This window comes from Microbacterium sp. K35 (genome assembly GCF_004794375.1).
Classification (GTDB): Bacteria; Actinomycetota; Actinomycetes; order Actinomycetales; family Microbacteriaceae; genus Microbacterium; species Microbacterium sufflavum.
Genome location: NZ_SSDM01000363.1, coordinates 1 through 26,235 on the forward strand (window position 1 = coordinate 1; position 26,235 = coordinate 26,235).

Genomic DNA, 26,235 nt, shown 5'->3' on the forward strand with positions numbered 1-26,235 from the left:
GCTCTTCCGATCTAGTCGGCCGCGCTCAGCGGGCGCGCCGCGAGGGCCGCCATGGCCACCGCGACCGACTCGGCGGCGTAGCCGCTGACGATGCCGCCGCGCACCTCCAGGTTCGCCTGATCGAGGTAGGCGCCGGTGGGTCCGTTCGGCGGGCCGGCGAAGATGACGGGGCACCCGGCGGCCATCGAGGAGTACGCCTTCGTGGCGAACGCGTACTCGTAGCCGGTGCCGGGGCGCTGCGTGGCGATGGTCGCGACGGCGCGGTGCAGATGCGGGACCAGCTCGCTGCTGGGCATGGTCTCGACGAACTCCACGGAGTCGGCGACCCCGAGCTCGCGGGCCCGCTGCTCCAGGAAGGCGCGCTCGCTGCCGTTGCCGATGAAGCGCAGGGTGTACCCGGGGGTGCTGCGGCTGAATGCGGCGAACCCGTCGACCGCGATGTCGGCGCCGTGCCAGTGCGAGTAGGTGCCGGCGTACAGGAACACGGGTTCGGTCGTCACCTCCGCCTCGGCGTCGGCCGGGGGGAGGAAGGCACCGGTGTCCGCCCCGAACCCGGTCACGACGGCCGGTCGGTCCACGCCGAGCGCGGCGATCCGATCGAGCACGCCCTGGGAGATCGTGACGATGCGCCGCGCTCCCCGCATCGCGAAACGCTCGGTCGCGCGCAGCACGAGGATCACCAGGCGCGACGAGGTCACCTGCTCCGCGGCATCGGACCAGACGTCGGCGGCGTCGTACACGTAGGGGATGCGCCGCAGCGCGCACACGAGCCGCACCACGAACCCCGTGGTGGGCGGCGGCTCCATGAAGACCACGTCGGGGCGCCGCAGGAACAGCAGTCGGAAGAACAGGGGGACGTCGAAGCTGGCGTACGGGAGGTAGCCGCGCACGTAGCCGCTGCGGTCGCGCAGCACGGGGGCCATGCGCACGTCTTCGACGGGTGCTCCCTCGTCGAGGCCGCGCGGCGGGCGCACGGTGAGCACGGTGACGCGGTGCCCGCGGGCGACCGCCTCGTCGGCGACGGCGCCGAGGAACGACGACGCCGCGGAGGGCTCGGGGCGGTAGATGCGCGAGACGATCGCGACGCGCATGCTCATGCGGAGAGGAAGTGCGTCATCAGCTGCGCGCGGGAGAAGTCGCCGTTGTGCACGCGTCGGACGAACTCCCTCCCGGTTGCGGCGATCCCGCGGTAGTGGTCCCGTCGCACGGCGATGTCGCGCAGCATGTGTTCGAGCGTGTCCGGTGTGGTCTCCGGGATCGGCAGGGTCATGCCCGCGTGCCCCTCCACCTCGCGCCGGGCCTGCTCCGTGACGTGGGCGAGCACCACCCGCCCGGCGGTCATGCTCTCGCACGCCGCGACACCGTAGTCGCCGACCCGGAACTGGTCGAGCACGACGTCGGCTGACGCGACCACGGCCGGCATCTCGTGGTTGGGGACGCGGTCCAGCTGGATGAACTCGATGAGCCCCTCGTCGTGCAGCTTCTGCGCTACGGGGACGATGAGCGGCGTGCCCTTGACGTGCGCGTTGGTGGGCGCGTGGATGACGCGGATGCGCTCGCGCTCCAGGAGCGGCTCGTCGTTGATCCACTGCTCCTGGTCGATCACCACGCCGAGGAAGTGCGCGCGGGGAAGGTCGACGAGCAGGCCGGCGGTCGAGACGAACGTGGGCACGTCGAGGTCGGCGATCGCCGCGAGGTTGTCGGCCACGGCCTTCTCCGCGAGGTCGAAGGGCACCCAGTCCTCGCTGTCGACGAACAGCGACCACGGCGTCGACTCCAGGTGGGTCGACGGCAGTCGCACGTCGGTGCCGTGGCCGACGATGCCCACGCGCACACCGCGCTCCTGCAGCAGTGCGGTCTGACGGCGCAGGTCGCCGGAGAACATCCCGCCGAGGATGGGGAAGCACGCCTCGATGAGCACGTGCGTGTAGTTCGTCGCGATCGCGTCGAGCATCGAGCGCTGCCATGCGCGGGAGTGTTCGGCGGTGCGCCAGGTCACGGTGTAGTCGGCGGGGTACTGCAGGAGGTTGTTGCCCGCGTGCACGTAGTTGACCGCGGACACCTCACCCGTCGACTCGGCCGCGCGCGACCACCGGTACCCCTGGCCGGCGTAGTTCACCGGTCCCACCAGCATCCGGATCGGACGGGAGAGGTCGGGCAGCGGCGGCGGGGGCGGGGTCACGCCCTTCGCCCGGTCGACGGTCGACGCGATCGCGTCCTGCACCGGCTTCGGGACGAGCTTCCAGGCGGCTTCAACGCGGGGATGCATCGGTGTCCTCCTCGTGCGGATCAGGGGCGGTGGCATGCAGCCAGGCTTCGTCGAGCACGGCGGCGGAGCGACGGCCGTCGTGGACGGCGCGGACGAACGTGTCGCCGGTGGCGCGGAGGGCGTCGAGGCCTTCGTGTGCGGCGAGCTCGCGCAGGACGCCCTCGATCGTGTCGGGCGTGGCCTCGACGATGGGCGGCTCCAGCCCGGTCTCCTCACGGACGGTCGCGCGCACCCGCTCGCTCAGGTGCCCGACGACGATGCAGCCGGACGCGAGTGCCTCGCACGCCGCCACGCCGTAGGAGCCGATGCGCAGCTGATCGATCACCACGTCGGCCGCGGCGAAGCGGTCGGGCATCTGCGCGGTCGGCACGCCCTGGATCAGGTCGAGCTCGATGACCCCCTCCGCCTGCAGCCGCTCGAGCGTGTCGCGGATGAGGTGCGTGCCCTTGATCACCGACACCGAGGGGGCGTGGGCGACCCGGAGACGCGCGCCGGGCGCGCGCGCCGTCCGCGGTCGCTCCCAGCGTGCGACGTCGACGGCCACCGGGAGCCACCGTGCGGTGGGGAGGTCTTCGCGCAGGTCGGGGGTGGAGACGAACACGGGGCGCCCGCTGCTCTCCAGGAATGCGATGTTGCGCGCAGCGACCACCTCGTCTCGCGCGGCGTAGATCTCGGGGTCTGCGTAGTGCGACCACGGGTGGTCGCGCATGTGCCGCGACGGCAGCCGCACGTCGGTGCCGTGGGCGAGGTAGGCCACGTCCACGCCGCGGGTGACGAGCGCTGCCGCCTGCGCGGCCACCGAGCGACCGAGGAGGCGACCGAAGGGTGGCTCCTCCGCCTCGATCAGCACGTGCGTGGCCGCGGTCGCCGCGGCGAACTGGTCACGCTGCCACGCGGTGTCGTTGTGGTAGGTCGGGATCGGCACGAGCAGGTCGGACGGGTAGTCGAAGCCGCCCGGGACCTCGATGGCCATGGTGCGCGCCGAGATGCGCGGCGAGCGGCGCTCCAGGGCCCTGCTCCACGCGAACGCCTGGCCGGAGTAGTTGACCGGCGCGATGAGGACGCGGACGGGTCGGTCGTCGAACGCGGTCGTGCCGACGGCTCCGGGGACGGGCTTTCCGTAGCGGCGGGCGGCGATCCGCCCGAGGGGGCTGGTGGGGGAGTCGGCGATGCGGTCGATCGTGGCGTTGACCCACCGGGGGAGTCTGTTCCGGTTCACGTCGTGCGTGCATTCTCCGGGGGACAGGAACTCATCCCGTCAGTATACCGAGGGGGCGCAACGGCGGTCCGACGGCGGGCGACTATCATGGGCGGGGTTGCCGCGGTCCCGTTCCGGTGGACCGGGACCGAATGGAACGGTGGGATCGATGGCCTCGTCAGAGCCGGGCAAGAAGGGCTTCTCGCTCAAGGACTACGCGGAGACGCTTCACGCCTATCTCGACGACGGATACGCCGTCACGAGCTTCGACAAGTACCTCGATGCCCCGCAGGAGAAGCACCTCATCCTCCGGCACGACATCGACAACAGCATCGAGCAGGCCATGCGCGTCGCGCGGGTCGACGCGGAGGCCGGGTGCTCGTCGAGCATCTTCCTGCGCGTGCACGCCCGCGGCTACAGCCTGATGAGTCTGCCGTCGCTCATGATGATCCGCGAGATGGAGGAGCTCGGGCACGAGGTCCAGCTGCACCTCGAGGGCGGCATCGGCGAGGTGCTCGGCGGTGACAACTTCGAGTGGGCCGAGCGTCAGCGCACGGTCTTCGAGACGGCGGTCGGCCGACCGGTCGGCGGGTTCAGCCTGCACGAGCCGGCGCGACTGGGCGGATTCGAGTTCGCGGCGGAGCTCCTCGACCGCTGGTCCGACACGGTGCGCTACCACGCCTACGAGCCGCGGTTCATGATGCCGAACATGAAGTACCTGAGCGACAGCAGCGGCAACTGGCGTGAGGGTCACTTCGCCGAGTGGGTCGGCAAGGTGCCCGTGGTGCAGGTGCTCACCCACCCGTTCTGGTGGTTCGAGAAGGTTCCGGCCGAGAACTACTGATCCGGCCGGAACGACGGAGTCCGCAGCCGGCCGCCCCGGCTCAGCGCTTGTTGTCGCCGAGCCGACGGGCGGGGTTGCCGATGCGGATCTCGTCGTCGGGCACCGACTTCACCGCGACCGCACCGATGCCGAGCAGGGAGTTGCGGCCGAGCGTGACGCCCTGGATGACGGAGGCGTTGGGGCCGATCCAGGCGTCGTCCTCGATCACGACGCTGCCGGAGATCTCCGCGCAGGCCGTGATGATCACGTTGCGGCCGATGCGGCAGTTGTGGGCCACGTGCACGTGGTCGTCGATCTTGGTGTGATCGCCGACGCGGGTCGGGGCGATGGTGCCGGAGCAGACCGTGGTGAAGTTGCCGACCTCGACGTGGTCCTCGATGACGACCGAGCCGAGGTGCGGGATGCGGATGTTGTCGCCGTCGGCGTCGCGCTCCATGCCGAAGCCCTCCTCGCCGATCACGGCGTGGCTCTTGATGAGAGCGTGCGCCCCGATGCGGACGTCGTGTCCGATCACCACGTGATCGCGGATCTCGGCGCCGTCGGCGATCACGGCGCCGGCGCGGACGACGGTGTACTCCCCGATGTGGGCGCCGGGGTGCACCTCGGCGGTCGGGTCGATGCGAGCGGTCGGTGCGATCCCGGGAACGGGCTTGCGGGCGAAGTGCTCGGCGACGGCCAGGGCGAAGGCGGCGCGCGGGTTCTCCACCAGCACCGCCGTCCCCGAGCGGGCGTCGTCGGGGAGGGTGGCGGGGGCGAGGAGCACGGCTCCGGCCTCCAGCGCCTTCGCGGCAGCGGCCGCCGCCGCGACCGGATCGACCACGAACGTCAGGTCTCCCTCGCCGGCCTCGCCGAGCGGGGCGAGACCCGTGACGGAGCGATCCGTGCCGACGAGTTCGCCCGACAGCTGCTGGGCGAGGGCGGAGGCGGTGACGTGGGGCGCGTTCATGCTCCGACCCTACTGCGAACGGCGGGGCGCCCCGGCGGTGCGGAGGGCGGCGGATATGATCGACGCATGGATGAGAAGGCGCTTCTGGAGCTGGTGGCGGAGATCCTCGAGGTCGAGGTGGACGAGGTCGCACTGACCGATGAGCTGGACGCGGTGGGCTGGGACTCGCTCGCGAACATCAGCTTCATCGCGGAGGTCGACGAGGCGATCGGCGTGACGATCGATGCGGACGAGCTCGCGAACGCGAAGACCGTCTCCGACCTGCACGCACTCACCCGTGCCGGTGCCTGAGACCTCCGACTACCTGCACCTCGACGGCCGCGCGGTCGTCGTCACGGGCGCAACCTCGGGCATCGGTCGGCAGACCGCGATCGACCTCTCGCGTCACGGCGCCCGGGTCGCGCTGATCGGACGCCGCGAGGCCGAGCTGGAGGAGACCCGCGACCTGCTCGCGGGCGAGGGGCACCTGCTGGCGCCGTTCGACCTGACCGACCATGCCGGCGTCGCGGCGCTGCTCCGCGGGATCGCCGCCGAGCTCGGACCGCTCGACGGCCTGGTGCACGCGGCGGGCGTCCACGTGACCGCTCCGCTGCGGATCGCGACGGCCGATCAGACCTCGGCCGTGTTCGACATCAACGTCACGAGCGCGCTGATGCTCGCGAAGGCGTTCCGTCACCCCAAGGTGCGCGCCGAGTCGTCGAGCATCGTCCTGCTGTCGTCGGCGGTCGGCCTGGTCGGGGAAGCCGGAGTGAGCGCGTACGCCGCGAGCAAGGCCGCCGTGGCGTCCCTCGGCAAGTCGCTCGCGCTCGAGCTGGCGCGGGAGGGTGTGCGCGTCAACAGCATCGCCGCCGGGATCGTCGAGACCGCGCTGACCGAACGGCTGCGCGCCTCGGTGGGTGCCGCGGCCTGGGACGAGATCGAGGCGGCGCACCCGCTCGGCCTCGGCACCGTGGAAGACGTGGCGGGGGCGGCGCTGTATCTGCTCTCCCCGGTCTCGCGCTGGGTCACCGGTTCGGTGATGGTGGTGGACGGCGGGTACACCGCGAGGTGACCGCTCCCGGCCCGTAGACTGGGGGCATGGGTGCCCGCATCGCTGCCGTCGACTACTACCTGCCCGAGGCCGTCCTCAGCAATGAGGATCTCTCCCGAGAGTTCCCGGAGTGGAGCGTCGAGAAGATCTCCGGCAAGACCGGGATCGACCGCCGCCACATCTCCGGTCCCGACGAGTTCTCGTCCGACCTCGCCATCGCGGCCGCGCGGCGTCTGTTCGAGCGCGACGGCATCGACCCCCAGTCGATCGACTACGTGATCCTCTGCACGCAGAGCCCCGACTACTACCTCCCCTCGACCGCCTGCATCGTGCAGGACGCCCTGGGCATCCCGACCTCGGCGGGCGCGACCGACATCACGCTCGGCTGCTCCGGCTACATCTACGCCCTGGGCCTCGCCAAGGGCCTGATCGAGTCGGGCCAGGCGGCGAACGTCCTGGTCGTCACAGCCGACACGTACACGAAGTTCATCAACCCGGCCGACAAGTCCGTGCGCACGATCTTCGGCGACGGCGCGGCCGCGACCATCGTGACCGCGGACGGCTCCGACACCTCGCTCACCGCCATGACGTACGGCACGGACGGCTCGGGCGGCAAGAGCCTCATCGTCCCGAACGGCGGGCTGCGCGCGGGCGCCGCGCTGCAGCCGAAGGCGGACACGGCCGTGCGGGAGCTCGTCGCCTCGGGCTACGACCTGTACATGGACGGCCCCGACATCTTCAACTTCACCCTCCGCGTGGTGCCGGAGACGGTCGAGGAGATCCTCGCCAAGGCGCAGCTGGAGCAGGACGAGATCGACCTGTTCGTGTTCCACCAGGCGAACGCCTTCATGCTCGAGCACCTGCGCAAGAAGCTCAAGGTGCCCGCCGAGAAGTTCTTCGTGTCGCTCGCCGAGTCCGGCAACACGGTGTCGTCCACCATCCCGATCGCGCTCGCCGACGCCGAACGCCAGGGCGCCCTGGTGCCCGGCATGCGCGTGATGCTCCTCGGCTTCGGTGTCGGTCTCTCCTGGGGTGGGCTGGTCGCGACGTGGTGAGCGCCTCCGCCCCGCGCCCGACGCTCCTCATCCTCTCCTTCGTGCCGATCGACGGTGACCCGCGCGTCATCAAGCAGGTGCGCCGCTTCGTCGACGAGTACGACGTGACGACGTGCTCGCCCGGACCGTCGCCGCACCCCGGCGTCACGCACGTCGAGATCCGTGGCGACCTCCCGCCCAAGCAGGACATCGTGACCAGGGTGCGCGACGAGTTCGCGCGGCGGACCGAGGGGTTCCGCCGGATGTACTTCCAGTCGCCCGGCGTGCTCGAGACCATCCACCTGCTGCGCGGGCGGCGCTTCGACGCGGTGATCGCCAACGACGCCGAGACCGTGGGCGTCGCGTGCCGGCTCTTCGGCGCCGAGCGCGTGCACGCCGACCTGCACGAGTTCTTCCCGGACATGGGCTTCGAGGACACGCCGCTCGGCCGTCGGCACCAGCGCTACTGGTCGTGGATGACGAAGCACCTGGTGTCGCAGGCGCACTCGTCCACGACGGTCGGCGGCGAGATCGCCAAGCGGTACCACGAGTACGGCCTCCAGCCCGGGGTGGTGACGAACTCGACGCACCTGCGCGACCTCCCGTACCGTCCCGTGGGTTCCGCGATCCGGCTCGTGCACAGCGGCAACCCGTTCCACGAGCGCAGCCTCGGCGAGATCATGCGTGCGGTGGCGGCGTCCCCGGTCGAGGTCACCTTCGACCTCTACCTCACGTGGCAGCCCGAGAAGACGCGCTCCGAGTTCGTGGCGCTCGCCGAGGAGCTGGGGCCGCGGATCACGGTGCACGACCCCGTGCCGCAGTCCGTGCTCATCGAGACGCTCAACGAGTACGACCTCGGCATCCACATCCTGCAGCCGGTGAGCACCAACAACGTGATGGCACTGCCGAACAAGTTCTTCGACTACGTCCAGGCGCGCCTCGGCATCGTGGTCGGCCCGTCGGTCGAGATGGCGCGCATCGTGCGCGACCATGGCCTCGGCGTCGTCACGGACGGCTTCGACGAGGCATCGATCGCCGCGACCATCGATGCGCTCACCCCCGAGCGCGTCGACGGGTTCAAGCAGGCCGCGATGCGGGCGGCCGATGCGCTCTCCGCGGAGCGGCAGGTCGAGGTGTGGGCGCGGGCCGTGGAGGAGATCGTCGCCGGCTCGGCGGACCGTGCCTGACCTCGGGGCGCGGGCGTATCGCCTCGCGCAGAAGCTGGTGCCCTCGTCGGTCGCGGGGTATGTGCTCCCCGGGCACGTGCGCCAGTTCCGCGAGACCGGTGTCACCGTGGCCCGCGACGCCCCGCGGCGACTGCTCATCGCGCCGGTGAACTCGGCGGGGCAGGGGTACGCGTGGGCGCGCGCCGCCGAGACGCTGCCCGGCGTCGCCGCCGCCAGCGCCATGTTCCGCGGGGGTGACGACGTGTTCGGGTTCCACGCCGATCACCTCATCCCCGCGACGGCACTGGTCGGCAACGCTCGCTGGCGCCGGGCGCAGCACCGCGCGATCCTTCAGGGCTTCACGCACGTGCTGATCGAATCCGGGCGGCACCTCTCCGAGCTCGACGGCGACCCGCTGGAGCTGGTGCGAGAGCTGCAGGCGGCGGGGGTCCGCGTGGCGCTCGTGTGGCACGGGAGCGACATCCGTCTCCCGAGTGCGCACGCCGCGCGCGAGCCGGACTCGCCCTTCCACGGTGATCGCTATGCCGGGACAGCCGTGCTGGAGGAGATCGCCGAGCGGCACGCGCGCTTCGCAGAGGCCGCCGGGGTGCCCGTGTTCGTCTCGACTCCGGATCTGCTGCCGTTCGCACCGGGTGCCACCTGGCTCCCGGTCGTGGTGGATCCGCGATCCTGGGCCGCGGCGGGGGACCGCCCTGCGCTCTCGGGCGACGGGCCACTGCGCGTCGTGCACGCCCCGTCGAGCGCCGGCCTGAAGGGCAGCGACCGCATCGCCGCAGCCGTGCAGCGGCTCGAGGCCGAGGGGCTCATCGAGTACACCGAGGTCAGGGGCGTCCCCGCCGAGCGGATGCCGGAGCTGTACGGCGGCGCCGACGTCGTCCTCGACCAGTTCCTCGCCGGGGCCTACGGCGTCGCGGTCTGCGAGGCGCTTGCGGCCGGTCGCCTGGTGGTCAGCCATGTGTCGGACGACACCCGTGAGGCGGTGCGCGCGGCCAGCGGACACGAGCTGCCCGTGGTGCAGGCCAGGGCAACGGAACTGGAGGGCGTGCTGCGCGAGGTCGCCGCGAATCGCGCGCGCTCTGCGACGCGAGCCGCCGAGGGGCCGGCGTTCGTGCGCGCGGTGCACGACGGGACGATGTCGGCGGAGGCGCTGCGGCCGTTCCTCGACGCGTGAGCCGCCGGGCTCCGTAGAGTAGATGCTCGTGAAGATCGTCAGCGTCGTCGGCGCGCGCCCCCAGTTCGTCAAGCTCGCCCCGATCCACCATGCCGCCCGCGCGGCCGGGGTGGAGCACGTGATCGTGCACACCGGACAGCACTACGACCCGCTGCTGTCTGACGTGTTCTTCGAGGATCTGGGGATCGGCGCCCCCGACGTGCATCTCGGCGTGGGCAGCGGCTCGCACGGCGTGCAGACCGGTGCGATGCTGGGCGCCCTCGACGCGGTGTTCGACGAGCACCGCCCCGACTGGGTGCTGGTGTACGGCGACACGAACTCGACCGTGGCGGCGGCGCTGAGCGCGGTCAAACTGCACATCCCGGTGGCGCACCTGGAGGCGGGGCTGCGCAGCTTCAACCGTCGCATGCCGGAGGAGCACAACCGCGTGCTGACCGACCATGCCGCCGACCTTCTTCTCGCACCGACGCAGGTCGCCGTCGACCACCTCACGCGCGAAGGGCTGGCCGAGCGCACCGTGCTGGTGGGCGATGTGATGACCGATGTGCTGTTCGACGTGCGCGACCGTGTCGCCCGGCGTGCCGCCGACGAGGGGGAGCGCCTGGACGCCGCCGAGGGGGAGTACTACCTGGCGACGATCCACCGCGCCGAGAACACCGACGACCCGGCGCGGCTGCGGCAGGTGGTCGAGGCCCTGGCGGGGCTCGACCGTCCCGTCGTGCTGCTGGCCCACCCGCGCGTGGTGGCCAAGGCGGCCGCGCACGGCATCGACCTCGACCGCGGCTCGCTCACCTCCCGCCCGCCGCTCGCCTACCCCGACCTGATCGCGGCCGCGGCGGCGAGTGCCGGTGTGGTGACCGACTCGGGCGGGCTGCAGAAGGAGGCGTTCCTGCTGCGCGTGCCGTGCACGACCGTGCGCACCGAGACGGAGTGGGTCGAGACGGTGGAGCTGGGCTGGAACGTGCTCGCGAACACGCGCGAGGAGATCGCGGCGGCCGTGACGCGTCCTCGACCGGCGGCCACGGACGCGGCACCGTACGGCGACGGGCACGCCGCCGAGCGCGTGATCGCGGTGCTGTCCGAGCGTCGCTGAGGCCCACCCGCGAGGAGCCGGGTACCCGCGCCGGAATATACTCGAACCCATGCGTATCGCCGTCGTGGCCCTCGGAAAGATCGGCCTGCCCCTCGCCGTCCAGTTCGCCAGCAAGGGACACGACGTGGTCGGGGTCGACGTCAATGCGGCCCTCGTCGACAGCGTCAACCGGGGCGTCGAGCCGTTCCCCGGCGAGGCGCAGCTGCAGGAGAAGCTGACGGCGGCGCTCGAGGCCGGACGGCTGCGGGCGACGACCGACTACGCGGAGGCGATCCCCGGGGCTGATGCCGTGGTCGTGGTCGTGCCGCTGTTCGTGAACGAGGAGACCGCGGAGCCCGAGTTCGGGTGGATGGACGCGGCCACCCGCTCGCTCGCCGAGCACCTGACCCCCGGCACGCTGGTGTCGTACGAGACCACGCTGCCGGTCGGGGTGACGCGCGGCCGCTGGAAGCCCCTGCTCGAGGAGGTCTCCGGGCTGCGCGAGGGGGAGGACTTCCACGTGGTGTTCTCCCCGGAGCGCGTGTTCTCGGGCCGGATCTTCGCCGACCTGCGCAAGTACCCCAAGCTGATCGGCGCGCTCTCCGACGAGGGGGCCCGCCGCGCTGTCGCGTTCTACGAGTCGGTGCTCGACTTCGACGAGCGTCCCGACCTGCCGCGCACGAACGGGGTGTGGGACCTGCAGAGCGCCGAGGCGGCCGAGATGGCCAAGCTCGCCGAGACCACCTACCGCGACGTGAACATCGGCCTGGCGAACCAGTTCGCCCTCTTCGCGGGTGCCAACGGCATCGACGTGTACCAGGTGATCGAGGCGTGCAACTCGCAGGTCTTCAGTCACATCCACCGCCCCGGCATCGCGGTGGGCGGCCACTGCATCCCGGTCTACCCCAAGCTGTACCTGTCGACCGACCCCGACGCCGACATCGTGCGCACGGCGCGCGAGTTCAACGAGTCGATGCCAGAGCGCCTGGTGGCTCAGGCCGAGGGCATGCTCGGCGACCTGTCCGGACTCCGGGCGGTCGTGCTGGGCGCGGCGTACCGCGGCGGGGTGAAGGAGACCGCGTTCTCCGGTGTCTTCCCCACCGTCGAGGCACTGCGACGCCGCGGCGCCGAGGTGCGCGTGCACGACCCCCTGTACACGGACGACGAGCTGCGCGCCCTGGGACTCGAGCCCTACGCGCTCGGGGAGGGCGTCGACCTCGCGATCGTGCAGACCGATCACGCCGAGTACCGCACGCTCCGTCCCGTCCAGCTGCCGGGCGTGCGGCTCCTGGTCGACGGCCGCGCCGTGACCGACGCGGAGGCCTGGGCCGGCACGCCGCGCATGGTCGTCGGCGCCGGCCGCGCCTCCGCCACGGTCTGACGACCCGCGACCGGGCGCCGCGGCTGAAGCTCCCAGCCGCGCGCCGATACGATTGAGGCATGGATCTTCTCGTCGTCGGGTCGGGTTTCTTCGGCCTCACCATCGCTGAGCGTGCCGCGGAAGCCGGCCGCAAGGTGACCGTCATCGACCGCCGCCCCCACATCGGCGGCAACGCCTACAGTGAGGCGGAACCCGAGACGGGGATCGAGGTGCACCGCTACGGGGCGCACCTGTTCCACACGTCGAACGCGACCGTGTGGGAGTACGTCAACCGCTTCACCACGTTCACGAACTACGTGCACCGGGTCTACACGACCCACAAGGGAACGGTGTTCCCGATGCCGGTGAACCTGGGCACGATCAACCAGTTCTTCCAGGCGGCCTACACGCCGGACCAGGCGCGTGCTCTGGTGAAGGAGCAGGCGGGGGAGTTCGACGTGAAGTCCGCCGCGAACTTCGAGGAGAAGGGCATCGCGCTCGTCGGCCGTCCGCTGTTCGAGGCGTTCTTCCGCGACTACACCGCCAAGCAGTGGCAGACCGACCCGCAGAAGCTGTCCGGCGACATCATCAGCCGCCTGCCCGTGCGCTACACGTACGACAACCGCTACTTCAACGACACGTGGGAGGGACTGCCGACCGACGGGTACACCGCGTGGCTCGAGCGCATGGCGGACCACCCCCGCATCGAGGTGAAGCTCGGCGTCGACTACTTCGACGAGGCGCAGCCGCTGAACAAGAGGGCGACCGTCGGCCAGGTGCCCGTGGTCTACACGGGGCCGGTCGACCGCTACTTCGACTATGCGGAGGGCGCCCTGAGCTGGCGCACGCTCGACTTCGAGCAGGAGGTGCTGAACGTCCGCGACTTCCAGGGCACCAGCGTCATGAACTACCCCGACATGGACGTGCCCTACACGCGCATCCACGAGTTCAAGCACTTCCACCCGGAGCGCAAAGACGTCTACGACTCCGACAAGACCGTCATCATGCGCGAGTTCTCCCGCTTCGCCGAGCGCGAGGACGAGCCCTACTACCCGGTGAACACGCCGACCGACCGCGAGGGGCTGCTGGCCTACCGCGAGCTGGCGAAGGGCGAGAAGGACGTGCACTTCGGCGGGCGTCTGGGCACGTACCAGTACCTCGACATGCACATGGCCATCGGGTCGGCGCTGTCGCTCTGGAACAACACTCTCTCCTAGACTCGGAACCGTGAGTCACGCTGCTGTCGGGGCGCCCGGGACGCCCCGGCGCTATCTGCATTCGCTGTGGCTGCTGTCCGCCCGCGACCTGAAGGTGCGGTACGCGACGAGCGCCCTCGGCTACCTGTGGTCGGTGCTCGATCCGCTGGTGATGAGCGCCATCTACTGGTTCGTGTTCACGCAGGTGTTCCATCGGAGCGTGGGCGAGGACCCGTACATCGTGTTCCTCATCGTGGCGCTGCTGCCGTGGGTGTGGTTCAACACCTCGGTGTCGGATTTCACGAGGGCGTTCAAGAAGGATTCGCGTCTCGTGCGCTCGACGGCGATCCCGCGGTCGATCTGGGTCAACCGCATCGTGCTGAGCAAGGGCATCGAGTTCCTGTTCTCGATCCCCGTGCTGGTGCTGTTCGCGGTGTTCAGCGGAGCCACGGTGAACGTGATGCTGCTGTGGTTCCCGGTCGCGCTCCTCCTGCAGATCATGCTGCTGGTCGGGCTCGGTCTGCTGGTCGCGCCGCTGTGCGTGCTGTACACGGATCTGGAGCGGACGACGGCGCTGATCCTCCGCGCGCTGTTCTACGCCTCGCCCGTCATCTACAGCTTCGAAGACCTCCCGGCGCCCTTCGACGTGATCGGGGCGTTCAACCCGCTCGCCGGGATCTTCACGCTCTACCGCGTGGGCTTCTTCCCCGATCTGTGGGACCCGATGCCGGTGATCGTGAGCGTCGTGATGTGCGTGGTCATCCTGGCGCTCGGCGTGTGGACGTTCCGGAGCCTCGAGCGCCCTGTGCTGAAGGAGCTGTGATGTCTGCGGCTGCACGCGTGCTCATCGCTGAGCTCGACGCGCCCGCCCAGGCGGCGCTCTTCGACGGGGCTGCCGATGCGCGGGAGGCGATCACCGAGCTGACGGGGATGCTCCGGATCGGCATGCTCGTCTCGAGCGAGATCCTGGTGACCGACGCCATGCTGCTCGACGGGGCGTACTTCCTGACGCTGGGTCCGGACGGTGTCATGCGGGAGCTTGGCGCGACGCCGGGACGGTATCCCCTCACGATCACGGGCGTGCACCCGACGCTGCGCGAAGGTCTGGATGCTCGGCTCGCGAACGACGCGTTTCACTGGTCGCTTCCCGCTCTGCGCGGTGCGGTCGGGATTCCGGCGGAGGTCCGCCGCGGGTGGGACGAATGGCTGCGGTTCGTCGAGACGGGGATCATCCGGTACGAGCAGCAGACGGGTGGCGACGCACCCTTGCGCACGGGCACCCCGCCGGCCTCGTCGCCGGAGGCGCTGCGCGTGATCGCCGACGCGCGACTCGACGAGGTACGGTTCCGCAGCGTGGCGTGGCAGCGAATCGAGGCGCTCCCGCTCGCGGAGGCCGATCGGGAGGCGGTGCGTCGCTGGTGGGGCGACGCGTACCTGCGCATGATCGCGGAGAACGCGGGAGCGGACTGGGTGACGTTCGGCGCCGAGGCCGACGGGCACCTCGCTCGCGCCGCGCACGACGTGGAGCTGCCGCTGTCGACGACGCTGGTCGCGTGGGCGCGGGAGTCCACTCCCGCCACGATCGCGGTCGCCTGGGACGCCTCTCATCGTCAGCGGCACCGCCTGCGCGAGCGGCCGACGTGGTCGCGCATGCGCGGGCTCGCTTTTGCGGCCACCCGGGTGACGGCCGTGTCGTCGCGGGGCTTCGTGCTGCTGACGTCGATCGCGAAGCTCGTCATCGCGCTCTGCGTGGTCGCCCTCGCCGTGCCCGGCCTCGGGCTCGGCTCCGTGGACAACGTCTGGACCTGGGTGGCCTTCGTCGGCGCCATCGCCACGACCGTGCCCTTCGACTCGCTCGGTGCCCTCCGGGAGCTTCTCGTCCGCGATCCGCAGGCACGGTTCGTCCTGCACAGGGGAGCGCGCTCATGACCGATGGATTCACCCCGGTGTACGCGAGCTCCGACGGGCTCCCGGTGCGGCTCGAGGCCGCCGCGCGGCGCGCCGCCGACGGGTCCGCCTACACGCACCACCGCCTCGTCGTCTCCGACGGGCGAGCAGGAGCGGTGATCGTGGCCCGCGACGCGGATCGGCTGCTGCTCGTGCTGAGCGCCCGGGAAGCCGCGGGGGCCAAGCTCTGGGAGCTCCCTCGCGGGGCCGGCGAAGCCGGTGAGACGGCCGTCGAGACCGCCCTCAGAGAGCTGCGGGAGGAGACCGGCCTGCGCGGCCGCGACCCGCAGGTGCTGGGAACGTACGTGACCGACTCGTCGATCTTCCCGCAGGAAGTCGCCGTCGTGGAGTGCCGCATCGACCAGGACGCGCCGGCGACCGTGCCGGACGGGGAAGTCTCCGACCGGCGCTGGCTGCCGCTCGCGGAACTGGCGCATGCCGTGCAGGACGGGACGATCCGTGATGCCCACACGCTCGCGGCCATCGCCGTCCTCTCATCGAGGGGGGAGCTGTGATGTCCGCGGCAATCGAGGTACAGGGGCTCGGCGTCCGTTTCCGCCGCAACCGGAGGGGGCGGCGCAGCTTCAAGGACCTGTTCAGCGGGGCATCGCGCCGTTCGCGCCCCGGCGAGTTCTGGGCGTTGCGCGACGTCTCGTTCACGGTGCAGCCGGGGGAGTCGATCGGTGTGGTCGGCCGCAACGGACAGGGGAAGTCGACGCTGCTGCGCTTGGTCGCCGGCGTGCTGCTCCCCGATGAGGGGTCGGTGCATGTCAACGGAGGCGTGGCGCCGCTCATCGAGATCACCGGCGGTTTCGTCGGTGATCTGACGGTGCGGGAGAACGTGCGTCTCACCGCGGGTCTCCACGGCATGTCGCGCGACGAGGTCTCGCGCCGCTACGACGACATCATCGCGTTCGCCGAGCTCGCCGGCTTCGAGGAGACGCCCTACAAGCACCTCTCCAACGGCATGAAGGTGCGGCTGGCGTTCTCTGTCGTGTCACAGCTCGACGAGCCGATCCTCCTCGTCGACGAGGTCCTCGCCGTCGGTGACAAGGCGTTCCGCGACAAGTGCTACAAACGCATCGACGAGCTGCTCGCGGAGGGGCGCACGCTGTTCTTCGTGAGCCACAACGAGCGCGACCTGCGCCGGTTCTGCACGCGCGGGCTGTACCTCGACAAGGGCGCGCTCGCGCTGGACGCACCGATCGGCGAGGTGCTCGACCGCTACAACGCCGACTACGCGGTCTGAGCCTCCACGCCCGCACGGTCGGGGCGAGGTCGCCGGGGCTCAGAGGCCGACGAGGCTCCGCAGGCTCTGCGCCGCCGTGCGCGCGGCATCGACCGCGCCGGCGGTGTTCCCGCCGTCGGTGATCGCCGTCCGCAGCTCGCTGAGCCGCTGCGTGTACGAGGCGGTGCCGTCGCGCCAGCTGTCCGAGATCGACGATGGTGCCGGGAGGTCGGACAGGCGTCGCGCGTCTTCCTGCAGCGTGTCCACCACGGGCAGCGCGTCCTGACCACTCGCGCCCGCGACGATGTCGAGCCCGCGCAGCGCGTCGGCCAGCGGCCCGGAGACCTGTCCGCGGAAAGCCTCCACGGTGGGGTCGACGACCGGCGGCTGCGTCACGATCGGCGTCTGGCTCGGCTGCGGGCCCGCCGTCGGCGTGGCCGTGGGCGTCGGGGTCTCGGTCGGCGTGGGGGTCGAGCTCGGCGAGGGCGAGGCGCTCGGTCCCGGCGTCGGCCCGTCTCCGCGAGGCAGGAGGAAGAACAGCAGGGCACCGATGATCGCGAGGGCGAGCACCGAGAGGCCGACGATCAGCCACACCCGCCCCTTGCGCTCGGGGGTGGGCGGAAGCGGGGCCCAGCGGAGCTCCGGCTGCGGTTCCTGCGGATCGGTCACGTCATGCCTCCAGAGGGGTCATCGGCTGCCACGACCGGTCGCGGCCCACGCGGCCGCCGTCGCGGATCCCGCGGAACAGGTTGCTCGTGCCCCGCACCGTGCGCTCGACGAAGACGAGCCGGATGAGCTCCTTCGCGAACGTCGCCGCGGTGCCGAGGCCGAACAGCACAGGGTTGTACACGCCGTGGACGCGGTAGTACTGCTTGATGAAGCCGCGGTTGCGCATGATGTAGTACCGGTAGGCGTTGCTCGACGCGTTCATGTGCCGGATGCCCATGTCCCACTGCTTGATCTCGCGCGTGCGACGCAGCACGAACTCGTCCACGATGACCGCGGTGGTCAGGCGCGAGGCCAGCCAGCCGTACATCTGGTCGTCCCAGTAGATGAAGAACCGCGGGTCGGGGAGCCCGATCTGCTGCACGATCGAGCGGTGGATGAACATGCCCTCGAAGCAGCCGCTGTTCATGTGCTTGTAGCCCGACTCGTCGAAGCCGGCCGGGGCGAACGGGATCGGGATGCCCATGCGCTCGGCGATGCGGTACTGCCAGTAGAACTCGCTGCCGTCGTAGTCGTACCGGCGGCCCTGGATGCTCTTGAAGCGCGGCGCCCAGCGGCCCATCCTGGCGAGGCCGTCCGGCAGCACCTCCACGTCGTCGTCCATCATCCAGATCCACTCGGACCCGAGCTCGTACGCGGTGCGCATGCCCTCGCTGAAGCCTCCGGACCCGCCCGTGTTCGTCTGCAGGCGCCGGTACACGATCTCGGTGCCGATGTCGTCACGGAACGACTCGACCACGTCGGTGGTGTCGTCGGCCGACGCGTTGTCGATGATGACCACGCGGCCCGGCTTCGGGTCCATCGCGGTGATGCTGGTGAGCAGCCCGGACAACAGGTGCGAACGGTTGAAGGTGACGATGACGATGGTCGCTGCGGTGGGGTCGAATGCAGCGGGGGCCGCGGTCATGCCTTCTCCTCGAAGATCTGCTGCCAGGACTGGGGGGAGACGAGATCGGGCATCGCCTCGCGGTAGCGCGCCCGCAGCTCCGGCCACCGGCGCCGGAGCTCGGCGTGCAGCCGGACGCTCTCGCGCAGCATGCGGCGGTACTGGCGGCGGTCGCGCGTGTAGATGTTCTTTCCGGAGCCGTCGGCCGTGCTCACCAGCACGCTGTCGAAGGAGGGGACGCGCCACCACTGGGCGTCCTCCTTGCCGAACTCGGCCTCCGGCTGCACGACGTTCGCCGGGTGCGGACGGTGCATCCAGTGCGACACCAGCGTGGTCAGCGTGAACCAGCGCAGCCGCAGACCGGTCGGGTTGTCGAGGTCGTTCTTCGACACCTGCTTGTACACCTGGCGCCCGCGACGCGAGTAGAGCACGCGCGACGGGTCGCGGTGCACCACGGTCTCGGGGAACTCGGCGGCGAGGGCCCGCGCGGCGGGCATCGCGGTACGGATGTTCCGGCGCATGTGCTCCGGCCCCGACAGCACGTCGCGCAGCGCCCTGGCACGGAGGGCGACCGGGTAGTACTGCATCATCATCAGGTGCTTGAGGTCGACGCGCCGGCTGTGCCGGAGCAGGCGACCTCCGCGCGGGACCTCCGAGTGCAGGAGCCCGGCGACGATGCGGTTCCTGGCATGGAAGTAGGCCTGCCAGTCGATCGTGTCGTCCTTGTTCACCCAGGAGACGTGCCACAGGGCGACGCCGGGCATCGAGACGGTGGGGAATCCGGCCTCCCCGGCGCGCAGGCAGAACTCCGCGTCGTCCCATTTGATGAACGCGGGGAGGGCGAGGCCGACCGCGCGGACCGCCTCGACCGGGATGAGGCACATCCACCAGCCGTTGTAGTCGGCGTCCATGCGCATGTGCAGCAGCGTCGACTGGCGCAGGTTCGACACCCCGAAGTCGTGCGGCATCTGCTCCTGGTACAGGTTGCGCCACATGAACGGCGCCTGGTCGACCACCTCGGCCCACCCGTGCAGTTTGGGCCGGTCGAGCAGATCGAACATGTGGCCGCCCACCAGCACGGGCGTGGTCGCGTACTGTCCGAACACGATCGACCGGCGCAGCGACTCCGGCTCCAGGCGCACGTCGTCGTCGAGCAGCTGCACGAAGTCGCTCTCCGGGCGCTGCAGCGTCTCGTGCATCGCCCTGGCGAAGCCGCCGGAGCCGCCCAGGTTCGGCTGCCGGATCACCTGCAGGGTCTCGCCGAGGCGTTCGGCGACGTCGTCGTAGCCGTCCTGCTCCTGGACCAGCTGCGTGCCCTGGTCGACGAGGAAGATGCGGTCGACGAACTCGAGGGCATCGGGCGAGGCGGCCAGGGCGCGCAGCGTCTCGACGCAGTAGTCGGGCTTGTTGAAGGTGGTGATCCCGAGCGAGGCCTTGCCGGTGCGGGCCGGCTCGTGCTCGGTGGTCCACTCAGCGCCCTCCAGCACGGCAGGCTTCTCGTCGGCGACCACGTCGAACCAGATCCATCCGCCGTCGCTGTACTGCGTCAGCGCCAGGTCGAACGACGTCGTGGCCTCTCCGGTGACCTCGCGTGTGGCGACCCGCTGGCGCACGCCGCTGCCGTTCGAGCGGTAGACGAGGATCGTGGCGGGTCCGGTCGTGCGGACCGTGAGCTGCACCTCGCGCACGCTCGTCCAGTGCTGCCAGTACGACGCGGGGAAGGCGTTGAAGTAGGTGCCGAGGGAGACGCGGCGGCCGGCGACGATGCGCGCACGGTGACGGCCGAGGATGTTGCCCAGGTGCGCCCTGTTGGACACCCGGACGGGCTCGTTCTCGATCACGGACCAGGTCTCGGGGTCGGCGTAGAGCGGGAGCAGGTCGGGGTCGCGATCGAGCGGGAAGACGACATTCTGAAGGACGTGGGCCACAGGGAGGTTCTCCGATGTTGGTGTCGCGGGACGCCGCCGGTGGGCAGCGCGCGACTCGACGAGCAGTGAGTAGCCTACCGTTCGTCACCTCGGGATCCGCGGAGAGCCTCCCCGGTCGCGCCCAGCCCGCCTGGTTAGACTGACCGCGATGAAGGTACTGATCACCGGCGGCGCCGGCTACATCGGATCGACCGTGGCGACGGCATGCATCGAGGCCGGGATCGAGGTCGTCGTGCTCGACGACCTCTCCAAGGGGCTCGAGGTGTTCGGCGACGGACGCAACCTCTACGTCGGCGACATCGCCGATCACGCGGTGCTGGACCGGCTGCTGGCCGACCACCCCGACATCGACGCGGTCGTCCACTGTGCGGCGCGCGTGGTCGTGCCGGAGTCGGTCGCCGACCCCCTGGGCTACTACGACAGCAACGTGGGCAAGACGATCGTGCTGCTGCAGCGGCTGCGCGACGCGGGTGTCCCGCGCGTCGTGTTCAGCTCCTCGGCCTCGGTGTACGCGGGGGAGTCGGGTGACGGCGTCGACGAGAGCGGTGCCCTGGCGCCCGCGAGCCCCTACGCGACCACCAAGGCCATGGTGGAGCAGATCCTCGCCGACGCAGCGGCCGCCGGCGACTTCCGGGCGATCGCGCTGCGCTACTTCAACCCGATCGGCGCCGACCCCCGCCTGCGCACGGGACTGCAGAACCCCACGCCCTCGCACGCGCTGGGCAAGATCATGCAGGCGCACGCCTCGGGCGAGCCCTTCACCATCACCGGCACCGACTGGGCCACGCGCGACGGCTCCGGGCTGCGCGACTACGTGCACGTCTGGGACCTGGCTCTCGCGCACGTCGCCGCGGTGCAGCGGTTCGACCGCGTGGCCACGCCCGACGAGCCGTACCAGGTGATCAACCTGGGCACAGGCGACGGCGTCACGGTGCGCGAGCTCGTGCAGGCGTTCGAGCGGGTCACGGGCGAGGTGCTGCCGGTGGTCGAGACCGGCCGACGCCCGGGCGACCAGGCGGGCGCGTACGCGATCGTCGACCGTGCCGCCGCGGTGCTGGACTGGCGCGCCGAGCGCTCGGTCGACGACGGTGTGCGCGATGCACTGGCCTGGTCGGAGAAGCTCCGCTCGCTGCGCTGACTTCCGGCGCGGACCCTAGCCCTGGGGGCGGAGGGTCGGGATGGCCCCGGTGTGCGCGGCGTCGATGTTCTCGCGCCATGAGCGGGACTGCCCGGCGCGCAGGGCGCACAGCACGAGCAGGAACCAGCCGGCACCCACCAGTGTGAAGCTCTCGAACATCGAATCGACGGCGAGCGTCACGAGCGTGATCGGCGTCCACGCGTAGACCACGGATCGGCGCACGCTCGCCACCAGCCAGGAGCGGATGAGGGCGACTCCTCCCAGCAGCAGGAACAGCACGAGGCCGGCCGTGCCGAGCTGCAGCAGCACATCGAAGAACGCGTTCAGCGCGCTCTGGTGGTGCTCGCCCAGCTGGAAGTTGATGAACGTGAACGGATACTCCCCGCGAGCCCAGTCGCCGAACCAGCCCCACCCCGTGATCGGCTTGATGGACACGAAGTCGAGGATCATGTTCCACAGGGTCGCCCGCATCGAGAAATCGGAGCCGGCGTCCAGCAGCGCGATGATCTGGTGCCGCAGCGCGAACGCCACCGCCAGGGCGAGGGCGACCAGCGCCCCGAGGCCCCACTGGACCATGGTGCGACGCGCGGGGGAGGTGTGCCGCACGATCGTGAGCGCCACCGTCACGATGCCGACCGCCACCGCCAGGACGAGCACCGTCGGCGAGGAGGACAGGAACGCCAGCCCGCCGGCGAGGGCGATCGACACGACCGCGAGCGGCGGGTCCACCGACTGCGTGCGCCACTCGATCACGAAGGTGATCAGCGCGATCACGGCGATGAAGCCGAGCATGTTGCGGCTGCCGAAGACGCCCTGCACCGGTCCGCCGAGCGCGAGGTCGCCCTGCACGCCGAGGAACGAGAACGGGATGTCGAGCAGCACGCCGGACAGGATCTCCACGCCCAGCGAGAGCGTCAGGAGCACCCGCAGCGCGTCGCCCAGCGCCCGCACGGTCTGGAGGGTGTCGCGGATGTGGCCGACCGTGATGGCGAGGAACGCGAAGCCCAGCAGGGAGAGCCAGCCGAAGAACGTGTCCGAACGATCGGTCGTCCACACCAGGCTCACCAGTGCCCAGCCGAGGAACGCGATCAGCGACGAGGGCGCGAGGCGCAGCAGCGACAGCTCCTCGCGGCGCACCCAGAGGATCGCGGCTCCCAGCACGCAGAGCAGCGTGACGATCGTGGCGAGGGTGACGGGAGACGTCATCCGCTCGATCAGGAACGAGCCGAACACCGCCAGCAGCACCGCGAGCGTGAAGGCCCGCGCGAACTCCGCCGACCCGAGGAGCCGGGTGATCGTGCGACCCGGCGTCACGGCACCCGCCGCTGCGTCGTCCCGCGCTCGAACACGAGGTCGCGCTCACCCACGCCCACGAGCGGCACGGACTTCAGCTTGAACGACAACAGGACCAGCAGCAGCCAGCCCCACAGCATGATCGGCGTGGACTCGGTCAGGCCCTGCACGAGCAGCACGATGGTGTAGAGGCTCGGCAGCAGGGTGATCGGCGAGAACGGTCGGTGCGCGTCGAGGTCCCACCGCGGACGGTCGACCGCGAAGAACCAGGAGCGCCACAGCAGGCTGCCGTAGGCGACGGCCATCAGCACGACGCCGAGCACGCCCAGCTGCAGCAGCACGTCGAGCCACATGTTGTGCGCGTGGAACACGGTGATGCCGTGGTCGACGATCCAGTGGTCGAACGCGGGATCGCTCGGCACCCACGGGCTGGAGAAGCCGTTGCCGAACAGGGGGTGCTCGCCCGCGCGCTGCAGGACCTTGGTCCAGATCTTCTCCGAGCGCCCGGTCAGGTCGGCGCTGCGGCCGAGGAGCGACAGCAGGGGCCCGCGCAGCAGCCAGACGGCGGCCCCGACGATCACGGTCGAGCCGATGGCGACGACGTACACGCGCGTGCGGGCGCTCGGGGTCGACGCCCGCCGCATGACCAGTGCCACCACCAGCACCACGACAGCGGCGCCCGCGCACACCAGCGCCGTGGCGGAGGAGGTGCGCAGCAGGAAGTAGGCCGCGAGGATCATCCACAGCGCGAGGGTGGTGCGCCACCGTGCCCGTGCCGCGAACAGCACGCCGAACGTGATGAGAGCGAACAGGGACACGATCGCGAGCAGGTTCGCGTTGCCCACGATGCCCTGGATGCGGCCACCGTCGAACAGGTTGTCGCGCACCCAGTACCACTGCGGGTCGATCTCGCCGTCCGGCAGGTCGACGAAGTTCGGCAGCAGGGGGCCGTGCAGCACGAGGGACACCCAGAGTTCCAGCGCGAGCGACAGTCCGAGGATCCACTTGAACGCGGAGGACAGCGCGCGCACGATCTCGTGCCAGGTGAGCGCGTGCGCGATGAACAGGCCGTTCACGGTGACCGCGGCGAGCAGCAGCCCGGTCGCGATCGTCGGCCCGCGCCACTGCGACCATGCCACGGACACCAGCGCGAGTGCGGTGTAGCCCAGCGCGGCCCACGGCAGGCGGCGCCAGCGGAAGGGCTGCGGGCGACGACGCGCGAGCATCGGGATGCCGATCGCGAGGGTCGCGACGGTGAACAGCGCCAGCACGGCGGCGGCGCCGACCACGCCGAGCAGGTTGTAGACGGCGGAGTGCGCGAAGGCCACGAAGAGCACGAGGATGACGTACCCGCGCAGCAGCAGGTGCCCCGTCGACTCGCGCTCCGGCGCGGTGGGAAGGGGGGCCACCGGGTGCTTGGTGTACTGGGCCATCGCGTTCAGGCTACCGCGACGGACGCGCGGCGATCCTGAGCGCCGCAGCGGGGCTCTACGCTGGGGGCATGCTGCTCGCGCTCACGAACGCCCCCCGCGACTACGCCTGGGGATCCGAGACCCTGCTGGCCGATCTGGAGGGGCGCACCCCGACGGGCGCACCGGAGGCCGAGGTGTGGTTCGGCGACCACCCCGGCGACCCGGCGGAGGTCGTGGGCGACGGCACGCTCGACCGCTTCACGGGCGGCACCCTGCCCTACCTGCTGAAGCTGCTCGCAGCCGGGAGCCCGCTGTCGATCCAGGTGCACCCGACGATCGAGCAGGCGAAGGCCGGGTGGGCGAAGGAGAGCGCACGGCCCCTCGACGACCCCGAGCGCAACTACCGGGACGACAACCACAAGCCCGAGCTCATCGTCGCGCTGAGCGAGCGCTTCGAGTCGCTGAGCGGATTGCGCCCCGTCGCCGAGTCGCTCCGGCTCCTCGACACGCTCGCGCCGGGACCGGGGGTTTCCCGGCTCCGGGAGCTCCTCCAGCAGGAGTCCGACCCGCTGGGCTCCGCGATCGGCTGGCTGCTCGGCGGCGACGCCCAGGCGGAGGTCGACGAGATCACGGCCGCCGTGATCGCCGCGGCCGCGGGCGAGGCGGGGGAGTGGACCGAGACGGTGCGGGCGGTCGCCGGCATCGCGGGGCACTACCCCGGCGACCCCGGCGTGGTGGTGGCGCTGCTGATGAACCACGTCGTGCTGCGCCGCGGTGAGGGCGTGTTCCTGCGGGCCGGGCTGCTGCACGCCTATCTCTCCGGTCTCGGTGTGGAGATCATGGCGGCGAGCGACAACGTGCTGCGCGGCGGACTGACCCCGAAGCGCATCGACGTCGCCGAGCTGCTGCACATCCTCGACACGACGACGGGCGAGGTGCCGGTGCTGCGTCCGCAGGACGGCCAGGCGATCACCGAGTACCCGGTGCCCGTGCCGGACTTCGCGCTGCGGCGGGTCGCGCTGGACGGCGAGCCGGTGACGCTCGCGGTGGACGGCCCGACGATGGTGCTCGCGACCTCGGGTGCGGTGCGGGTGGCCACGGCGACGGGGGAGGAGCTCACGGCGGCGGTCGGCACGGCGGTGTTCGCGGACGCCGAGGAGCGCACGCTCACCCTCGGTGGTGCGGGCGAGGCGTTCGTGGCGACGCCCGGGCGCTGACACGACCGCGACACGCCGACGGGCGTCCATGAACCTTCAAGAATCCGTTGAGGGTTTACGATCCGCGACTTGACCCGAGCGAATCACACCGGTGTAATTAGGTGAGCACGGCCCGCCAGGGGGGCGGTTTTTGAAGGGTTGGAGGTCGACATGACGGGTTACCGTTCCGATGTGCCGGAGAACTGGTTCGTCGATCCGGTCAACCTCGGTGTTCCCGGGGTTCGCCGGTCCGACCCGGACGACGACAACGCCCTCGCCTGGCAGAGCGACGCGCTCTGCTCGCAGACCGACCCGGAGGCCTTCTTCCCCGAGAAGGGCGGCTCGACGCGAGACGCCAAGCGCATCTGCACCGCGTGCGACGTCCGTGGCGAATGCCTCGAGTACGCGCTGAGCAATGACGAGCGCTTCGGCATCTGGGGCGGTCTCTCCGAGCGCGAGCGCCGCAAGCTCAAGCGCCGCGCCAGCTGAGGCGATCACGCCGCGCGGCTTCGCGGGCGCGCCGGGGTCCCTGACCCGACGCCGACGATCGCGCGCATAGGCTGACCACGTCATGCCAGCCCGAGTTCACGCCATCATCGTCGCGCGCCCCGGCCCCTCGGCCCGCGCGCAGCTGCTCCGCACACTCGACGCCGTGCGATCCCAGACGCTCGCCCCCGACGCCGTCACGCTCGTCCTGTGCGGGGATGCGGCGACCGCTCGCGAGAGCGAAGCCGTCGCGAACACGGTGGAGGGCATCATCGAGGCGCGGCCGTCGACCTCGTTCGCGGAGGCGATCGATCTCGCCAGGCCTCGGGTGCCGGAGGGGTCTGCGATCTGGCTGCTGGCCCAGGACACCGCCCCCCACCCGCGGGCGCTCGAACGACTCGTCGGCACGCTGGAGCGCTCGCCGTCCGCCGCGATCGTCGCCCCCAAGGTCGTGGCCACCGACAACGACCGGGAGATCGTGTCACTCGGTGTGAGCATGACCGCGCTCGGCCGATCGGTCGAGCTCGCCGCCGGGGAGCTCGACCAGGGGCAGCACGACCGCATGGACGATGCGCTCGGCGCCGACATCCGCGGCCTGCTGATCCGCGGGGAGGTGCGCGACGCGCTGCGGCCCGACCCGGCACTCGCGGGCGCCGACGAAGGACTCGACCTCGGGGTGCGCGCGAGT

26 protein-coding genes are annotated in these 26,235 nt (G+C 70.9%); 17 read left to right on the forward strand and 9 right to left on the reverse strand.

The window, feature by feature from the left end; genetic code table 11:
* Window positions 1-11 precede the first annotated feature (11 nt).
* From DW299_RS19220 to DW299_RS14930, 3 genes are read right to left on the reverse strand one after another with little or no spacing between them, the layout of a single operon-like run.
* Window positions 12-1,097 (reverse strand): glycosyltransferase, encoded by a 1,086-nt coding sequence (locus DW299_RS19220; protein WP_168443156.1) that lies wholly within the window; start codon window positions 1,095-1,097, stop codon window positions 12-14.
* Window positions 1,094-2,269: a glycosyltransferase gene (locus DW299_RS14925; RefSeq protein WP_136037049.1), complete on the reverse strand. Its 1,176-nt coding sequence runs from the start codon at window positions 2,267-2,269 to the stop codon at window positions 1,094-1,096. The genes DW299_RS19220 and DW299_RS14925 overlap by 4 nt, the downstream gene beginning before the upstream one ends.
* Window positions 2,253-3,488 carry a glycosyltransferase gene (locus DW299_RS14930; protein ID WP_136037050.1) on the reverse strand — a complete coding sequence of 412 codons (1,236 nt, stop codon included), beginning with the start codon at window positions 3,486-3,488 and terminating at the stop codon, window positions 2,253-2,255. Before DW299_RS14930 ends, DW299_RS14925 begins: the two co-directional genes overlap by 17 nt.
* A gap of 148 nt (window positions 3,489-3,636) precedes the next feature.
* Between DW299_RS14930 and DW299_RS14935 the strand changes: the two genes are divergently transcribed.
* Window positions 3,637-4,311: a GCN5 family acetyltransferase gene (locus DW299_RS14935; RefSeq protein ID WP_136029897.1), complete on the forward strand. Its 675-nt coding sequence runs from the start codon at window positions 3,637-3,639 to the stop codon at window positions 4,309-4,311.
* A 40-nt stretch (window positions 4,312-4,351) separates the two neighbouring features.
* Here the strand turns inward: DW299_RS14935 and DW299_RS14940 are convergent, their stop codons facing one another.
* Window positions 4,352-5,257, reverse strand: a complete 906-nt coding sequence (locus DW299_RS14940) for an LpxD N-terminal domain-containing protein (RefSeq protein ID WP_136037051.1) — start codon at window positions 5,255-5,257, stop codon at window positions 4,352-4,354.
* A gap of 66 nt (window positions 5,258-5,323) precedes the next feature.
* Between DW299_RS14940 and DW299_RS14945 the strand changes: the two genes are divergently transcribed.
* The 12 genes from DW299_RS14945 to DW299_RS14995 are packed head-to-tail and all read left to right on the forward strand — an operon-like array spanning window position 5,324 to window position 16,503.
* The gene (locus DW299_RS14945) at window positions 5,324-5,548 is read left to right on the forward strand and encodes an acyl carrier protein (protein ID WP_136029893.1); all 225 of its coding nucleotides are present in this window, start codon (window positions 5,324-5,326) and stop codon (window positions 5,546-5,548) included.
* The gene (locus DW299_RS14950) at window positions 5,541-6,308 is read left to right on the forward strand and encodes an SDR family NAD(P)-dependent oxidoreductase (protein ID WP_240745420.1); all 768 of its coding nucleotides are present in this window, start codon (window positions 5,541-5,543) and stop codon (window positions 6,306-6,308) included. Before DW299_RS14945 ends, DW299_RS14950 begins: the two co-directional genes overlap by 8 nt.
* Window positions 6,309-6,334: 26 nt before the next feature.
* Window positions 6,335-7,342 (forward strand): 3-oxoacyl-ACP synthase III family protein, encoded by a 1,008-nt coding sequence (locus DW299_RS14955; protein ID WP_136037053.1) that lies wholly within the window; start codon window positions 6,335-6,337, stop codon window positions 7,340-7,342.
* On the forward strand, window positions 7,339-8,508 hold the full coding sequence (locus tag DW299_RS14960; RefSeq protein WP_136037054.1) for a glycosyltransferase family protein: 1,170 nt from the start codon (window positions 7,339-7,341) through the stop codon (window positions 8,506-8,508). Before DW299_RS14955 ends, DW299_RS14960 begins: the two co-directional genes overlap by 4 nt.
* Entirely contained in the window at window positions 8,501-9,679 is a 1,179-nt protein-coding gene (locus DW299_RS14965; RefSeq protein ID WP_136037055.1) for a glycosyltransferase family 4 protein, read from the forward strand. The genes DW299_RS14960 and DW299_RS14965 overlap by 8 nt, the downstream gene beginning before the upstream one ends.
* A gap of 28 nt (window positions 9,680-9,707) precedes the next feature.
* Complete coding sequence (gene wecB, locus DW299_RS14970; RefSeq protein WP_136037056.1) at window positions 9,708-10,772, forward strand: non-hydrolyzing UDP-N-acetylglucosamine 2-epimerase; 1,065 nt, start codon at window positions 9,708-9,710, stop codon at window positions 10,770-10,772.
* Between the two features lie 49 nt (window positions 10,773-10,821).
* Window positions 10,822-12,132 carry a nucleotide sugar dehydrogenase gene (locus DW299_RS14975; RefSeq protein ID WP_136037057.1) on the forward strand — a complete coding sequence of 437 codons (1,311 nt, stop codon included), beginning with the start codon at window positions 10,822-10,824 and terminating at the stop codon, window positions 12,130-12,132.
* A 59-nt stretch (window positions 12,133-12,191) separates the two neighbouring features.
* The gene (gene glf / locus DW299_RS14980) at window positions 12,192-13,328 is read left to right on the forward strand and encodes a UDP-galactopyranose mutase (RefSeq protein WP_136029879.1); all 1,137 of its coding nucleotides are present in this window, start codon (window positions 12,192-12,194) and stop codon (window positions 13,326-13,328) included.
* A 10-nt stretch (window positions 13,329-13,338) separates the two neighbouring features.
* A complete protein-coding gene (locus DW299_RS14985; RefSeq protein WP_136029877.1) occupies window positions 13,339-14,130 on the forward strand; it encodes an ABC transporter permease in 792 nt (263 codons plus the stop codon).
* Window positions 14,130-15,236, forward strand: a complete 1,107-nt coding sequence (locus DW299_RS19225; RefSeq protein WP_168443157.1) for a hypothetical protein — start codon at window positions 14,130-14,132, stop codon at window positions 15,234-15,236. Before DW299_RS14985 ends, DW299_RS19225 begins: the two co-directional genes overlap by 1 nt.
* Window positions 15,233-15,769 (forward strand): NUDIX hydrolase, encoded by a 537-nt coding sequence (locus DW299_RS19230; protein WP_168443158.1) that lies wholly within the window; start codon window positions 15,233-15,235, stop codon window positions 15,767-15,769. The genes DW299_RS19225 and DW299_RS19230 overlap by 4 nt, the downstream gene beginning before the upstream one ends.
* The gene (locus DW299_RS14995; protein ID WP_136029875.1) at window positions 15,769-16,503 is read left to right on the forward strand and encodes an ABC transporter ATP-binding protein; all 735 of its coding nucleotides are present in this window, start codon (window positions 15,769-15,771) and stop codon (window positions 16,501-16,503) included. The genes DW299_RS19230 and DW299_RS14995 overlap by 1 nt, the downstream gene beginning before the upstream one ends.
* Window positions 16,504-16,542: 39 nt before the next feature.
* Here DW299_RS14995 and DW299_RS15000 read toward each other — a convergent pair whose 3' ends face one another.
* From DW299_RS15000 to DW299_RS15010, 3 genes are read right to left on the reverse strand one after another with little or no spacing between them, the layout of a single operon-like run.
* Window positions 16,543-17,151: a hypothetical protein gene (locus tag DW299_RS15000; protein WP_136037058.1), complete on the reverse strand. Its 609-nt coding sequence runs from the start codon at window positions 17,149-17,151 to the stop codon at window positions 16,543-16,545.
* 1 nt (window position 17,152) lies between these two features.
* Window positions 17,153-18,115, reverse strand: coding sequence for a glycosyltransferase (locus tag DW299_RS15005; RefSeq protein WP_136029870.1), 963 nt, complete (start codon window positions 18,113-18,115; stop codon window positions 17,153-17,155).
* Window positions 18,112-20,022, reverse strand: a complete 1,911-nt coding sequence (locus DW299_RS15010; protein ID WP_136037059.1) for a glycosyltransferase — start codon at window positions 20,020-20,022, stop codon at window positions 18,112-18,114. The genes DW299_RS15005 and DW299_RS15010 overlap by 4 nt, the downstream gene beginning before the upstream one ends.
* Before the next feature lie 148 nt (window positions 20,023-20,170).
* Between DW299_RS15010 and galE the strand changes: the two genes are divergently transcribed.
* Window positions 20,171-21,160 (forward strand): UDP-glucose 4-epimerase GalE, encoded by a 990-nt coding sequence (gene galE / locus DW299_RS15015; RefSeq protein ID WP_136029866.1) that lies wholly within the window; start codon window positions 20,171-20,173, stop codon window positions 21,158-21,160.
* 15 nt (window positions 21,161-21,175) lie between these two features.
* On the opposite strand, the gene DW299_RS15020 is transcribed toward galE, so the two are convergent.
* On the reverse strand, window positions 21,176-22,474 hold the full coding sequence (locus tag DW299_RS15020) for an O-antigen ligase family protein (protein WP_136029864.1): 1,299 nt from the start codon (window positions 22,472-22,474) through the stop codon (window positions 21,176-21,178).
* The gene (locus tag DW299_RS15025; protein WP_136037060.1) at window positions 22,471-23,886 is read right to left on the reverse strand and encodes an O-antigen ligase family protein; all 1,416 of its coding nucleotides are present in this window, start codon (window positions 23,884-23,886) and stop codon (window positions 22,471-22,473) included. Before DW299_RS15025 ends, DW299_RS15020 begins: the two co-directional genes overlap by 4 nt.
* Window positions 23,887-23,954: 68 nt before the next feature.
* Here DW299_RS15025 and manA point away from each other — a divergent pair, with 68 nt between their 5' ends.
* From manA to DW299_RS15040, 3 genes are all read left to right on the forward strand, one after another.
* Entirely contained in the window at window positions 23,955-25,082 is a 1,128-nt protein-coding gene (gene manA, locus DW299_RS15030; RefSeq protein ID WP_136029860.1) for a mannose-6-phosphate isomerase, class I, read from the forward strand.
* A gap of 150 nt (window positions 25,083-25,232) precedes the next feature.
* Window positions 25,233-25,550 carry a WhiB family transcriptional regulator gene (locus tag DW299_RS15035; protein WP_136029858.1) on the forward strand — a complete coding sequence of 106 codons (318 nt, stop codon included), beginning with the start codon at window positions 25,233-25,235 and terminating at the stop codon, window positions 25,548-25,550.
* An 82-nt stretch (window positions 25,551-25,632) separates the two neighbouring features.
* Window positions 25,633-26,235, forward strand: a 603-nt coding sequence (locus tag DW299_RS15040) for a glycosyltransferase family 2 protein (protein ID WP_240745421.1), incomplete at its 3' end; no start/stop codon positions are given.

Excerpts from the sequence above, each read along its gene's own strand:
- DW299_RS19220 (WP_168443156.1), bottom strand. The coding sequence starts at position 1,097 with ATGAGCATGCGCGTCGCGATCGTCTCGCGCATCTACCGCCCCGAGCCC.
- DW299_RS14925 (WP_136037049.1), bottom strand. The coding sequence starts at position 2,269 with ATGCATCCCCGCGTTGAAGCCGCCTGGAAGCTCGTCCCGAAGCCGGTG.
- DW299_RS14935 (WP_136029897.1), top strand. The coding sequence starts at position 3,637 with ATGGCCTCGTCAGAGCCGGGCAAGAAGGGCTTCTCGCTCAAGGACTAC.
- DW299_RS14940 (WP_136037051.1), bottom strand. The coding sequence starts at position 5,257 with ATGAACGCGCCCCACGTCACCGCCTCCGCCCTCGCCCAGCAGCTGTCG.
- DW299_RS14945 (WP_136029893.1), top strand. The coding sequence starts at position 5,324 with ATGGATGAGAAGGCGCTTCTGGAGCTGGTGGCGGAGATCCTCGAGGTC.
- DW299_RS14955 (WP_136037053.1), top strand. The coding sequence starts at position 6,335 with ATGGGTGCCCGCATCGCTGCCGTCGACTACTACCTGCCCGAGGCCGTC.
- DW299_RS14975 (WP_136037057.1), top strand. The coding sequence starts at position 10,822 with ATGCGTATCGCCGTCGTGGCCCTCGGAAAGATCGGCCTGCCCCTCGCC.
- glf (WP_136029879.1), top strand. The coding sequence starts at position 12,192 with ATGGATCTTCTCGTCGTCGGGTCGGGTTTCTTCGGCCTCACCATCGCT.
- DW299_RS19225 (WP_168443157.1), top strand. The coding sequence starts at position 14,130 with ATGTCTGCGGCTGCACGCGTGCTCATCGCTGAGCTCGACGCGCCCGCC.
- DW299_RS19230 (WP_168443158.1), top strand. The coding sequence starts at position 15,233 with ATGACCGATGGATTCACCCCGGTGTACGCGAGCTCCGACGGGCTCCCG.
- DW299_RS14995 (WP_136029875.1), top strand. The coding sequence starts at position 15,769 with ATGTCCGCGGCAATCGAGGTACAGGGGCTCGGCGTCCGTTTCCGCCGC.
- DW299_RS15005 (WP_136029870.1), bottom strand. The coding sequence starts at position 18,115 with ATGACCGCGGCCCCCGCTGCATTCGACCCCACCGCAGCGACCATCGTC.
- galE (WP_136029866.1), top strand. The coding sequence starts at position 20,171 with ATGAAGGTACTGATCACCGGCGGCGCCGGCTACATCGGATCGACCGTG.
- DW299_RS15025 (WP_136037060.1), bottom strand. The coding sequence starts at position 23,886 with ATGGCCCAGTACACCAAGCACCCGGTGGCCCCCCTTCCCACCGCGCCG.
- manA (WP_136029860.1), top strand. The coding sequence starts at position 23,955 with ATGCTGCTCGCGCTCACGAACGCCCCCCGCGACTACGCCTGGGGATCC.
- DW299_RS15035 (WP_136029858.1), top strand. The coding sequence starts at position 25,233 with ATGACGGGTTACCGTTCCGATGTGCCGGAGAACTGGTTCGTCGATCCG.